Origin of the sequence: Acinetobacter sp. AOR12_HL (assembly GCF_027855275.1) — a bacterium.
In the GTDB taxonomy this organism is placed as follows: Bacteria; Pseudomonadota; Gammaproteobacteria; order Pseudomonadales; family Moraxellaceae; genus Acinetobacter; species Acinetobacter baumannii.
The window spans coordinates 161045-174550 of sequence record NZ_JAKTIJ010000005.1; the positions used below are offsets into that span (position 1 = coordinate 161045).

The 13506-nt window shown below is 38.4% G+C and carries 10 protein-coding genes; 3 read left to right on the forward strand and 7 right to left on the reverse strand.

Translation table 11 applies throughout. The features are described from left to right. Positions 1-53: 53 nt before the first annotated feature. The 3 genes from MKL36_RS01840 to asd form a co-directional block, all read right to left on the reverse strand. Positions 54-1313: a hypothetical protein gene (locus MKL36_RS01840; protein WP_021511353.1), complete on the reverse strand. Its 1260-nt coding sequence runs from the start codon at positions 1311-1313 to the stop codon at positions 54-56. A 59-nt stretch (positions 1314-1372) separates the two neighbouring features. After that, on the reverse strand, positions 1373-2737 hold the full coding sequence (locus MKL36_RS01845) for a type IV pilus assembly protein FimV (protein WP_021511352.1): 1365 nt from the start codon (positions 2735-2737) through the stop codon (positions 1373-1375). A 148-nt stretch (positions 2738-2885) separates the two neighbouring features. Then, positions 2886-4004: an aspartate-semialdehyde dehydrogenase gene (gene asd, locus MKL36_RS01850; RefSeq protein WP_000862762.1), complete on the reverse strand. Its 1119-nt coding sequence runs from the start codon at positions 4002-4004 to the stop codon at positions 2886-2888. A gap of 189 nt (positions 4005-4193) precedes the next feature. Here asd and MKL36_RS01855 point away from each other — a divergent pair, with 189 nt between their 5' ends. Beyond that, positions 4194-5315 (forward strand): endonuclease/exonuclease/phosphatase family protein, encoded by a 1122-nt coding sequence (locus MKL36_RS01855; protein ID WP_000639217.1) that lies wholly within the window; start codon positions 4194-4196, stop codon positions 5313-5315. A 688-nt stretch (positions 5316-6003) separates the two neighbouring features. Then, the gene (gene gltP, locus MKL36_RS01860) at positions 6004-7290 is read left to right on the forward strand and encodes a glutamate/aspartate:proton symporter GltP (RefSeq protein ID WP_000787677.1); all 1287 of its coding nucleotides are present in this window, start codon (positions 6004-6006) and stop codon (positions 7288-7290) included. Positions 7291-7347: 57 nt separating this feature from the next. On the opposite strand, the gene MKL36_RS01865 is transcribed toward gltP, so the two are convergent. The 3 genes from MKL36_RS01865 to MKL36_RS01875 all read right to left on the reverse strand — a co-directional run bounded on the left by MKL36_RS01865 (position 7348) and on the right by MKL36_RS01875 (position 10401). After that, positions 7348-8448 carry a glycosyltransferase family 4 protein gene (locus MKL36_RS01865; RefSeq protein WP_000867095.1) on the reverse strand — a complete coding sequence of 367 codons (1101 nt, stop codon included), beginning with the start codon at positions 8446-8448 and terminating at the stop codon, positions 7348-7350. A 265-nt stretch (positions 8449-8713) separates the two neighbouring features. Next, positions 8714-9649 (reverse strand): LpxL/LpxP family acyltransferase, encoded by a 936-nt coding sequence (locus MKL36_RS01870; protein ID WP_000078868.1) that lies wholly within the window; start codon positions 9647-9649, stop codon positions 8714-8716. A 119-nt stretch (positions 9650-9768) separates the two neighbouring features. Continuing rightward, positions 9769-10401 carry a LysE family translocator gene (locus MKL36_RS01875; RefSeq protein ID WP_000886290.1) on the reverse strand — a complete coding sequence of 211 codons (633 nt, stop codon included), beginning with the start codon at positions 10399-10401 and terminating at the stop codon, positions 9769-9771. A gap of 140 nt (positions 10402-10541) precedes the next feature. Here MKL36_RS01875 and MKL36_RS01880 point away from each other — a divergent pair, with 140 nt between their 5' ends. After that, positions 10542-11549 (forward strand): acyltransferase family protein, encoded by a 1008-nt coding sequence (locus MKL36_RS01880; protein ID WP_001245077.1) that lies wholly within the window; start codon positions 10542-10544, stop codon positions 11547-11549. 19 nt (positions 11550-11568) lie between these two features. Here MKL36_RS01880 and MKL36_RS01885 read toward each other — a convergent pair whose 3' ends face one another. Further along, on the reverse strand, positions 11569-13479 hold the full coding sequence (locus MKL36_RS01885; RefSeq protein ID WP_000323469.1) for an ATP-binding cassette domain-containing protein: 1911 nt from the start codon (positions 13477-13479) through the stop codon (positions 11569-11571). Between the last annotated feature and the right edge of the window lie 27 nt (positions 13480-13506).

Genomic DNA, 13506 nt, shown 5'->3' on the forward strand with positions numbered 1-13506 from the left:
TGCAGGCATAAAAAAGCAGTCATCTCTGACTGCTTATGGTAAATCGAACAGTTCTAAGAAGCTATGCGATTAAGTAGGTTTTTCGCATGTTGTTGTTGTTCTGTGTTGAATTTTTGCTCATCACCCTGTAGTAAATTACGCGCTGCTTGGTTCGCTCCAAACTTAATGTATTGTTCAGCCAATTTTAAATCGAGTTCATTTTCATTTATTTGTTTTAATTCTGGAAAAGCTTCTAAAAGCGGATCCTCTATTTGGGTTGGAGTAACCCTTTCGTTTACTACCTCATTATTTTGAATTTCAATCTCTGGCGCTGTAACTAAGGCAGGCTCATCTAATGAAAACTCAAGAGGTGCGATAGAATTCGCTTCTAATGGGGCTTGTTCTACGAGTTTAATTTCATCTAATGATGGAGCGTGTTCAACAGATTTCGTCTCTGAACTTGAAGGATTTAAGTCAAGGTTAAAATCTAATGCATTGATGCTATTTTCTTGGTCTGCTTTTACCTCTACTGCTTGAGATTTTTCCTCAGTTTCATGCAGAGGGGCCAAGTCAAAAGAAAACTCTAAATCGGCCAGCTCATTTGTTTCTTGAGTGGATGATAATTCAGGTTGTTGTGCCGGTTGGTTGGTATTTTCCGTAGTCGAAGTCTGTTCGAATGAAAAGTTAAACTCTAAAGGTTCAATTTCAACAGCTGGTTCTTGTTTTACAGGGGTATAGTCTTTCTGTAGGTCATCAAAAGAAGCCTCGGAAGAACTTGTTGTTAATTCATCGAACTGAGCCGTTATATCTGTGTTTTTCGGTTCTTCATATGTTTGAGCTTGAGGGAAATCAATAGCATCAGGTTGTCTGGATGATTCATATTCTTTTTGTCGAGTTTCTGCTTGAGCTGCTATTTCATTTAAACCTAAGCTACGAATATGGCTAATCAACTGTTGAATTGCAAATTCATCTTTCTGAGCAATATGAATTTCAAGAAGTAATAAATACAGTTCATGTTGAGTATTATCTTTTTTTAGCGCCTGATTGACTTGAGCTTCAGCTGCTGAAAACTGTTTTTCTTGAATGAGCTGTTGGATATTGTGTCGTAAAGCTTCCGGTACAGGATTACTTTGAGGGATAGCAGGAGTATTTTCCTCAATGACCTTGGCTTTGGTTTTTTCACGCGCACTTTTGCTTGATTTAGCACTCGCTTTTTTGCCAGATTTTCTATTTATATTTTTTGGGGAAGTGGCCTCTTGTTTTTGACTATTCTCGCGTTTTTTTAAAATAACGGCGACCACGAGTAATATGATAAACGGAATCACATATAACATTACTTTCCCCTTAAAAAATAAATATTTGCAATATAAAGCGTGCTAACTCTGGTTTTAACTTAATGTTTTTGCTTGTGAGTTTGTTGCTGTGCCTGTAATTGCTGTTGTAACTCTGCCAAACGCGCATTCAAGAGTTGAATACGTTGGTCTTTTAAACTTAAAGTTTGATTTAGTTTGGTTACATTCCTTTGTAATGTAACGGTTTTTTTACGAGTTGTCATAACTTTTACTGCTAACTCAGTATTGTTTTGACTTTGTTGTGTGCTCTTTTTTGCACTTCCATGAGCAGAATTTGGGCTGTTCTCTGCCACAATGCTCATTTCAGCTTGTTGTAAACGATATTTAGCTCTGCCAGAAGAGGGTTTTGCCAAGTGAGCTTCACTCGATTTAGGTTTTAAATGGGAAGCTTTAGTTGCATTTGTTGTTAAGTTTAGCGAACTTCCCTGACGTAAACGGTTTACATCACCTTGAATAAACGCATGTCGGTTTTGTGCTTGGATATCTCGCATGACTTTAGCCACAGGTTGTTTGGTCTGTGCTGCAATACGATTGGCAATACTCCATAAAGACTCGTTACGTTGTACGACATATTTACCAGTAGGTACCGGGCCTTTATAAGCGCTAATTTTTTGCTTTTTCGGCGTATTTTTACTTAATACATTTTTTTGTTGGGCAGTTTTAGATTGCGCTGCTTTTTTGACGGTAGTTGTTTGATTGCCATCACTTGATTTGAGTGAAGTCGAAGGTTGTTTCTCTACAGCCGATGATTCGGTATTCATTGTAGCTATAGTTGGCTGAAGTGTTTGAGTCGAAGGTTTTTCGGTAAAAGGAGCCACAGGAGCAGGGCTAGAACTATTCAAAGCTGGAGCAGTTCCAGTGCTAATATTTAGATTATGTTCATTACTTGTGGTTTCTGCCACCGTTGATGTATTTTCAGTAGATGTGTACTGAGTACTTTCAGGTAAATTTAATGCGATATCTTTTTCATTTACGATAAATTGCGGTGAAAGTGGACTTTCGTTCATGGCGGCCTTTTTTATAGGCGATGGCTTTAAAACGGTTTTAATATGTTGAAGACGGGTTGCGTTACCTTCACTGACTTTTACGACAATATTCAGTTCAGGATCGATAATAGGACGCGATGAGGTAATCACAATAACGCCAGAACCCTGACCATTTTGGCGTGTATAAAAGTTTAGGTTGCCCGGAGGTTGATGAGTTACTCCCAAACCATTGAGATCATCTTGAGTAGCCAAACTGACTTGCAATGGGGTATTAGGATCTGCTTGCTGAAAATTCATTTCTGCATAAAGTAATTCCCCAGGTGCAGATTGAATTTGAATAGGATCTAATGTAATCGCATAAAGAGAAGGCGAAGACATAATGGTGAAAATGGCAATTTTTAATTTGTTATATGCAGTCATCTCAATCCATGACCTGATCAGTCGTAAAGTCGTTCAAAATTATACAATAATGGAATGTAAATAAATTGTTAATTTTTTACAAACCAGTTACGAAAAAGCCGATCAAATGTGATCGGCTTTTTATTTTGACTGAATAATTCAGATCAAATTATGAGCTTTTGTATTCTACTAAAATACGTAACATACGACGTAGAGGCTCAGCAGCACCCCAAAGTAACTGATCACCTACTGTGAATGCGCCGAGGTACTCTTTACCCATATTGAGTTTACGTAAACGACCTACAGGTACAGTTAGGGTACCAGTTACAGCAACAGGTGTAAGATCAGTCATTGATGCTTCACGTGTATTTGGTACAACTTTAGCCCACTGGTTTGAGTTACGAATCATATCTTCGATCTCATCAAGCGGAACATCTTTTTTCAATTTGATGGTTAATGCTTGAGAGTGGCAACGCATTGCACCGATACGAACACAGTGACCATCGATAGGAACGATTTGAGAGTTACCTAAGATCTTGTTGGTCTCAACTTGTCCTTTCCACTCTTCTTTTGACTGACCGCTTTCAAGCTGTTTATCAATGTAAGGAATTAATGAACCAGCAAGTGGCACACCAAAGTTCGCAGAAGGGAAACCCTCACCGCGTTGTAACTCGGCAACTTGACGGTCAATATCAAGAATTGCAGATTTAGGATCATCTAACAAAGTCTTGGTATTGTTATATAAATAACCCATACCTGTTAACAACTCACGCATGTTTTGTGCGCCAGCGCCTGATGCCGCTTGATAAGTCATCGCAGTCATCCACTCAACCAAATTATTTTGGAAAAGTGCGCCAACACCCATCAACATGAGTGATACTGTACAGTTACCACCAACGAAAGTTTTAGTACCTTTCGCTAAGCCGTCTTTAATTACATTAAGGTTAACCGGATCAAGAACGATGATTGCATCATCAGTCATACGTAAAGTAGATGCCGCATCAATCCAGTAGCCATCCCAACCAGTTGCTTTTAACTTTGGGAAAACTTCAGACGTGTAGTCACCACCTTGACAGGTAATAATGACATCCATTTGCTTCAGACTGGTAATGTCTGTAGCTTCCATAAGTGCTGGGGCAGTCTTACCACCAAATGAAGGAGCTTCACCACCTGCATTACTGGTAGAGAAGTAGAATGGCTCAATATGAGCAAAATCATTCTCTTCAACCATACGTTGCATAAGGACGGAACCGACCATCCCGCGCCAACCGACCAGACCTACTTTCATGTCATTTTGCCTCGGTGCGTTAAAATTGTTAAAGGGGGAGTTGAGTGTATCAAAAGTGCTCACAACTGCAAGCGTTACAGAATCAAAACAGCAATTTTATTGAGTAGAATATCTTGTTTATGTTACATACAAAATTGATAAAGATGACAAAAACATTAAAAAACAAATCATCTTAAAAGAGTAATTTCAATGATTTATATCGAAGTACTGGCAGTAGTGGTGATTTGGTTAAGCTTCTGGTCACTTATTCCTCGTGATGAGTGGTGGTTTCGAGGTGCAGATTTTCCAAGATTACAAATTCTGTTTATTGGCTTAATTGCTTTAATTGGTATGTTGTTTTGGCCGACCGAATGGGATGTATGGCGTGAGCTGTTGCTTGCGGTACTCATCGCAGCGATTGCCTACCAACTTAAAATGGTTTTACCGTATACGCTGTTTTGGAAAAAACAGGTTAAAAAGGTCAAACAGCATCAGCTAGATCCTACAAAACAGATTTCACTGATAGTTTCTAATGTGCTCACCCCGAATGATAAATATCATTTATTACTTGAGCATGTACGGACTTTAAAACCTGATTTATTGCTTACTTTAGAGAGCGATACAACTTGGGAAAATGCTTTAAAAGAGATCGAGAAAGATTATCCATACCGTGTGCCCGTACCTTTAGATAATTTATACGGAATGCATTTATATAGCCGGTTACCGCTTAAAAATACTGAGGTTAAATTCATTTTAAGTAATGAAATACCTTCTATTCATACCACGGTAATTTTGCGATCTGGCATGCCTGTTCAGCTCTACTGTTTACATCCTAAGCCACCTAGCCCAACTGAAGCAAAAGATTCAACACTGCGTGACGCTGAGCTTTTAATTGTCGGAGATCAAATTAAAGATCTTGATGAAAGTTGTATTGTGATGGGGGATTTAAACGACGTAGCGTGGTCACGAACAACCCGTTTATTTCAACGTATTAGTGGGCTACTCGATCCACGGGTGGGGCGGCATTTTATTAATACTTTTCATGCGGACTATCCTTTATTGCGCTGGTCACTTGACCATATCTTTCATAGTACAGACTTCGGTTTAGTAAAAATGCAGCGTTTATCTCATATTGGATCAGACCATTTTCCTGTCTATGTCGTTTTACAAACAGGTCGAATATTTGAAGAGATTCACGAGGAACTAGAACAAACTCAAGCCGATGAAGAAGAAGCTCAAGCCGCGATACAAGAAGGTATTGCTAAAGCTGAAAAAGAAGAAAAAATCGTGACTGATGAAATTGCACAGCCTTATAAAGAGAAAAATATATAAAGTGAGTTGTAAGCAATAACGTACAAAGATTTGAGTCTAGGTCCAATAGGCAGGCAGAGTTAAAACCCGTATTCTACATTCATCGGTACACGGAAGCGGGAATGGATAATCCCAAGTAAGGATGCACTAAGCTGATATGGAAGACATCACGGATAAGATGTTAGAACGGAAGCGATAAAAAGAATTATATACCCTGAAAGCACAACCTCATTTACCCGAGTTTTGCAGGACGCAGAACTCGGGTTGATATTTTATAGATATACCATTTAATTCGTTGTAAATAAAACCAATATTTTTAAGGTATTCTTAATTTTAAAATCTACTTAATTATAAGTCATCGTCCATAAATTTTTTTATATATCTGAGCAATTTTTAATGAAAATGGATACAAAAAACTTTTTTGTTAAGTTTTTGTTTTTATAGATTATTGACGGATAAATCTAGGCTTTGACCTATTTAGATATAAATTGGACTTGTTTAATTGGCAAATCTCAATAGAATGTGCCGATCGTTGACATGTTGGATCGTCAACAGGCATTGTTGTTTACTTCGCCGGATCGGCGGGTTGTGATTTGCTTGTGCATTTAAATTTCTGTTTGGAAATTCGTGTACATATTGAGGTTTCACTCTAAAGTAGTGGTCTTCTCCCTCTCATATTTGATACTTTGCGGTGCATAAGGATTGTCTTATGAAGAATTTTAAATTTAGCCTTGCATGGCAAATTTTAATTGCTTTAATCCTAGGGATAGTTGTCGGGGCTGTTTTACATAACCAGCCTGAAATCAAAGATAGTATTGTAAATAACGTTCTTACTCCATTAGGTAAGATCTTTATTAGCCTGATTAAAATGATTGTAATCCCAATCGTTTTCTCTACATTGATTTTAGGTATTGCTGGTGTTGGCAGTACAAAAAGTCTAGGGCGTCTTGGTTTTAAAACCATTCTCTATTTCGAAATTATTACTACTATTGCTATTTTGGTTGGCTTGTTTGCAGCGAATATCTTCCATCCAGGTTCAGGCATTGATATGTCTCAACTGGTACAAACTGATATTTCTCAATATAAGCATACAACTGAAGAAGTACAGTCACAGTCTCATGGTATTATCCAGACGATATTATCGCTTATCCCAACGAACATTATTAGTTCAATGGCGCATGGCGAAATGTTGCCTGTGATTTTCTTTGCTGTGCTATTTGGTATAGGTTTATCTTCATTACCAGCAACAACAAAAGACCCATTATTAAATGTATTTCATGCTGTATCGGAAACAATGTTCCGTGTAACACACATCATCATGAAATATGCGCCAGTAGGTGTATTTGGCTTAATCGCTGTAACTGTTGCAAACTTCGGTTTTGCTTCGCTTATTCCATTGGGTAAATTGGTTGTATTGGTTTATGGTGCAATCTTATTCTTTGCTTTAGTGGTTTTAGGTATTACTGCAAAAATGTTCAGCATCAATATCTTTACTTTGTTTAAGATTTTGAAAGATGAATTAATTTTGGCGTATTCGACTGCAAGTTCGGAAACAGTTTTACCGCGTATTATGCAAAAAATGGAAGCTTATGGTGCGCCAAAAGCGATTTCTAGTTTTGTAATCCCAACTGGTTATTCATTTAACCTTGACGGTTCTACGCTTTACCAAAGTATCGCAGCAATCTTTATTGCACAGCTTTACGGTATTGAAATGTCAATCAGCCAACAAGTGATTTTAGTTGTAACATTAATGATTACTTCTAAAGGTATTGCAGGTGTTCCTGGGGTATCATTTGTTGTGTTATTGGCGACATTAGGCAGTGTTGGTATTCCTGTAGAAGGCTTAGCATTTATTGCTGGTGTTGACCGTATCATGGATATGGCTCGTACTGCGTTGAACGTTGTAGGTAACGCGCTTGCTGTACTTGTAATCAGTAAATGGGAAAAACAGTACGACTATGAAAAAGCTGCTGCTTATGAAGCATCTCTTAAGTAATAGAGAAGTTTTTTAGTCAAAAAAAAACCCGCGAACATCGCGGGTTTTTTTATTGGGTTATTTCAATACACTTTGATATAGCTCAAGGGTTTGGTCACACATATCTTTTAAACTAAACATTGTCACAGGAGCGACTGTTTGAGGTTGTTCAATATGATGCTTTACTATTTCTAATAAAGCTTTTTCATTTTCTGCTTCAACAAGACCCTGCGGGTACACATGAGATAAAATCTCGGCAACACCTCCACGGTTCCAACCAATCACTGGCGTACCGACTGACAGCGCTTCTAATGCTGTTCTACCGAATGTTTCTGCTTGATTGGATAGAGAGAGCACTATATCGCTAAAAGCGAGCCATTCGCGTATATCTGAGCGATGTCCTACAAAGGTAATTTTATCTGCAAGTCCTTTGCTTTGAATGGTGTTTTGCAACTCACTTAAATAGGCTTGTTTTTTTACATCAGCCCCACCCACAACAACAGCATGCAGTTGAGGATATTGCGAATGAAGTTGCTGCATCAGTTCAATTAAACTTTCATGTCCTTTTAAACGCGTGATACGGCCAGGTAGGCAAAGTAAAAATTTATTTTCGAGTTCGGGAAAGTCGTTAAAGACCTGGTTAAACCACTGTGCTGAAGGTTGGTAGTTATGCGGAAAAGCAGCAGGGTCAATTCCTCGATAAATCCGGACAATATCTTGTGGTGGACAGTTTTTATAATGGTCTGTGATGTATTTAACTACGCTGTCAGAAACAGCGATCACTTTTTCTGCCTGAGTCATGATCGCACTATAACGATTAACTGAATAGAAACCATGTACCGTGCTAATGAGGTGAGGGCGTTTATTCGCTGGTATTTTTCTTAAAGCGAAGTGGGTTAGCCACGCAGGTACGCGAGAGCGCACATGTACAATGTCTGGTTGGTGCTCTTCAATAAGCTGACGTAATGGACGGATTTGCCACAAGCTCGACAATGATTTTTTATGGATAGGTAACGTTAAGTGTGTGGAACCTTCAGCTTCAAGTTGTGAGACCAAACGCCCGCCATTAGACACAACTAGAGACTGATGACCTTGTGCAACCAGTGCACGTGCAATTTCCAGTGTGCCGCGTTCTACGCCACCGCTATTAAGTTCTGGGAGAAGTTGCATCACTTTCATTATTTTTTGCCTTATACGTTCATAAAAGATGGATCATCCATAGATACATCATCTCAAACTAAATCATTATCCAGAGTTTACTATCGTGATAGCGACATGGATGTCGCTGTTGCGTTGTGTTACAAGGATGTAACATCAGCGGAACAAAGGATTTTTGCTTACTTTTTATCCCTAAAAAGTAAGGTCTGCATATCCGAAAGTATTTGAATATCACTTTAAATCGAGGCTGTGCCTATTACTAATCTAAAATTATTACAGCCTTATCTTAATAAATCTCTTCATATCCCTCAGGACGTGTCTTAAAACGACGGTGAAACCACATATATTGAGTTGGTGCGATACGAAGCTGGTTCTCAATAATCTTATTCACACGCGTTGCATCATCGACTTCATCTTCACTTGGCATATTGTCAACCGCAGGTTCAATCAAAATATGATATTTAGGGTCTTGTACATTGCCATGACGATAAAAATATAAAGGAACAGCAACCGCCTTCGAGATTTTTAATAAACGACGGTGAGCGGTTACAGTGGCAGCTGGGACTCCAAAAAATGGTGCCATAACACCTTGTTTAAGCCCAAAGTCTTGATCGGGACTATACCAAATTGCATCACCCTCTTTAAGATGACGAATCAAACCACGCATGTCATCATGATCAATTTGTGCTTTATAAATTGTGCCGCGGCAACGATAAATTAGCATATCGAGGAGGGGGTTATTTTGAGGGCGATACACAACATCCGGCTCGAAATATTGGGCACATACATAACCACCTGCATCGAGTAAAGTACTATGTGTACCAAGCAATAAAACACCTTTGCCTTGAGCTTGAGCATTGGTAATGTGTTCTAAGCCTTCAATAGTGACACGGTTTTTAAACCAGTAAGGCTTATACCATGCGTTTAAAGTTTCAAATACCCCAAGCATCATATCCACAAAAACTTGTTTTGCTTGTTGCTGTACTTTTTCAGGTGTCCATTCTGGAAAGCAAACTTCTAAATTACGAATTGTGGTTTTACGACGAGATTTTAAATATTTCCAAGCGATATTTGCCAACCCGTGAGCCAAACGCCATTGAATTGCCCACGGTAAAATAGCCAAAAGCATCAGGAAAGTAATCGCAATCCACACACCCCAATATTTAGGCAACAAAAAGGACCATTGAAACTCACCGGGCGTATAAGGCTGCTTTTGGCTCATAACGATATAAAGAATTTAAAAAGTTAAAACTGCCAAAAGTGTATCACGAACTGAATTTATCGTCGTAATACACAGGAGTAAATTGAAGGTTTAGACGCGATAAAGAAAAATAAAGCGGGTTATCGGCGGTGTTCTAGAAGAATACGAACCGCAAGGCCGGCTAATACTGTACCCATGACCCAGCGTTGAATGCTTGCCCAAAGTGGTTTTTTTTGTAGAAAAAGAGCAATGCTACCAGCAGAAAATACAATCAGCGCATTTACTGAAACGCTTACAAAAATTTGTATAGTCCCGAGTTGGATAGACTGCGCTAAAATACTGCCTTGTTGTGGGTGAATAAACTGAGGTAATAAAGATAAATACATAATCGCAATTTTAGGATTAAGTAAATTAGTCAAAAAGCCCATTAAAAATAACTTTAATGGTGAGTCAACCGCTAAATCTTTAACATTAAAAATAGGTGTGGCATTGGGGCGTAAAGCTTTCCATGCTAACCAAAGTAAGTACATCGCACCGGCAATACGAATAGTGTCATAGGCATATGGAACTGCGACCACAAGTGCCGTAATCCCGAAAGAAGCGCAGAGCATATAAAATACAAAACCAACCGCAACGCCACCGAGAGAAATAAAACCTGCGAGTTTGCCCTGACTAATGGAACGAGAGATAAGATAAATCATGTTTGGGCCAGGGGTGAGTACCATCGCCAGACAAATGAATCCAAATGCCAAAATTTGAGAGAGATCTAGCATGGAAATATCCTTAAATATTATTATACTGATAGGTATAACATAATTGTTTTGTATACAGCGAAACTTTATTCATTGTCTTTTTGAATCAAAAAATAAGAATAATTCAGTATGATATGAATATCTTGAATTTATAGAAATTTATGAGAAATCTCCATATTGATGCCACAAAAGGTGTCTTAATTTTTCTGGTTGTATTGGGTCATTACCTTGAAAGGTTAATTGGCTGGAACGAACCTCTAAATCAAGCGATTTTAGGGAGTATTTACTTTGTTCATATGCCCGCTTTTATTTTTATATCGGGAATATTTTTTAAAGAAGAGAAAATCCTAGAAAAGTTAATTTACTTTTTATCGTTATATTTACCGTTTCAGCTTTTATTTCAATTGCTTGATGCTTTTTATAATGGAAGTCTTTGGAATGGAACATTTCAATTCTTATGGTTTGCTAAACCTTATTGGGTGCTTTGGTATTTATTTAGCATGGGAATTTGGACGCTTTTAGCTTTTTTCCTAAAAAAGACAGCATATCCAGTTCTATTTTCTATTATTTTAGCTTTACTTATTGGATTTTCACCTATCAATAATTATAGTTATTCAATAGGTAGAATTTTCGTATTTTTACCTTTTTTTATGACTGGGGCGATCTATGGTAAAACTATTTTTCAGTATATTCCGCAGTTACCTTATGAAAAATTATTTGCTGTTATCACATTATTAATAATTACTATTGTAGCCGCTATAAGCCATTATAGTTATTATTGGTTATTTGGGAGTCTATCTTATATTCAGTTACATGTAGATTTATGGCAAGGAGTGCTGATCCGCAGTGTAATTATGTTGCTATCGGCTATGGGTGTTTTGAGTTTATTTGTATTCACTCAAAATTTTAAACAACCTTGGATTGGTTTAGGTCAAAAAACACTGCCAGTTTATATATTGCATGCTTTTGTAATTATTGTTTTGACCCATCAGTTAAGCATTAAATATTCGGTAGAGATTAATATTTTCATTAGTCTTGTTTTGGCTGTCCTAACTTGCATGGTTTTACAGTTACAGATATTTGAACGTTTAATTCGCTTCATCTCTTTATTTGTATATAAGCCTTTTATGAAATTACTAGAAATTCTAAAACCAAAAAAAGGGCTTTAATTAAAGCCCTTTTTATTGATTAACTGCCTTTACTCATTTGCTCAAGTTCATCCCAGCGCTCTAACTTTTCAAGGAGTAATTCTTCAATTTCTGCTAGACGCTGGCTTGCTTTGGTTGCCGCATCGGCATCCGTTACGAACCATGACCCGTCAGCAAGTTTGTCAGAAAGTTCAGCTTGCTCATTTTCTAACTTTTCAATTTCTGCCGGTAATTGCTCAAGTTCACGTTGATCTTTGTAGCTTAATTTGACCTTTTTTACGTTCGTTTGAGCTGCATTTTTTTCAGCTTCTGCTTTAGCCTGAGCTTTTTTTACATCGCCTTTTTGGTCAACGACTCTCTCGTTTGGACGCTGAATCAAATAGTCCTGATAACCACCGATATATTCTGCAATACCGCCTTTGCCATCAAATACCCAAGTTGATGTCACAACGTTGTCCATAAAAGCACGGTCATGGCTAATTAGGAGCAAAGTACCTTTATATTCAGACAACATCTCCTCAAGTAGCTCAAGTGTGACCATATCTAAGTCATTCGTTGGCTCATCCATTACAATCAGGTTCGATGGCTTGAGCAATAGTTTTGCTAACAGGACACGATTACGCTCACCACCAGAAAGTGCTTTTACTGGTGTACGAGCTCGTTCCGGAGAGAATAGGAAGTCTTGTAAGTAACTGAGAATATGGCGACGTTGACCATTTACATCAACGAAATCTGAACCTTCAGAAACGTTTTCAGAAACCGACTTTTCAAGATCAAGCTGATTACGTAATTGGTCGAAGTAAGCAATTTCAAGCTGAGTTCCTGTTTTGACAACACCTTCGTGCTGAACTTCGCCTAAGATCGCTTTAATTAAAGTAGTCTTTCCTACGCCGTTATCACCGACCAAACCAATGCGGTCACCGCGCATAACAATGGCAGAGAAATCTCTAATGAGGGTTTGTCCATCGTAGCTTACGCTTAGATGTTCAATATCAAATACAAGTTTGCCTGAGCGTTGTGCTTCTTGAACGCCCATATTGACTTTGCCTTGTTGGAAACGGCGAGCTTTTGACTCTTCTCGTAATGCTTTAAGGGCACGAACACGACCTTCATTACGTGTACGACGTGCTTTAATACCTTGACGAATCCATGCTTCTTCTTCGGCAAGTTTCTTTTCAAACAAGGCATTTTGTTTTTCTTCAGCTTCAAGTTGCTGAGCTTTGAGGTCAAGGTAACGAGAATAGTTTCCTTCATAGCTGCGTAATATGCCGCGATCCAATTCCACAATACGAGTTGCAAGGCGGTCTACAAAAGAACGGTCATGCGAAATAAAGAGTAAGGTTAAATTATTTTGATCAAGCAGGAATTTCTCAAGCCACTCAATACTTTCAACATCTAAGTGGTTAGTTGGCTCATCGAGTAATAACACATCTGGTTGGGTAAGTAGGGCGCGGGCAAGTAAAACACGACGTTTACGACCACCCGATAGGTCGGCTAGATCTGCATTCGGATCTAACTCCATTTTACCTAAAATCGTGTTGACCTTATTTTCTAATGCCCATCCATCAAGTTGGTCAAGTTTATGCTGTAAAGATCCCATACGATCGCAAGCTTCCATGTCACCAAGTACACAGGCATCACTTGCTTCATGATAGGCTTTAAGTACGGCAGCAGCTTCTCCTGCACCTTCTGCTACAATATCTGCAACTTTGCCCGATGACATTGGAACATCTTGGGCTAACATAGAAACAGTTAAACCATTTTGGACAGAAACTTCACCAGAATCTGGTAGTAGGCTTCCCTCAATGAGTTTAAGTAAAGTAGACTTACCTTCACCATTACGACCAATTAAACAGACTCGTTCGCCACGTTCTAGGTTGAAGTTCGCGCCATCGAGCAGGGCAGGTCCGCCAAAAGCAAGTTGGACATCCCTTAAAGTAATATAGGCCATAATGTTTTCCAAAATCTCAAATGAGGA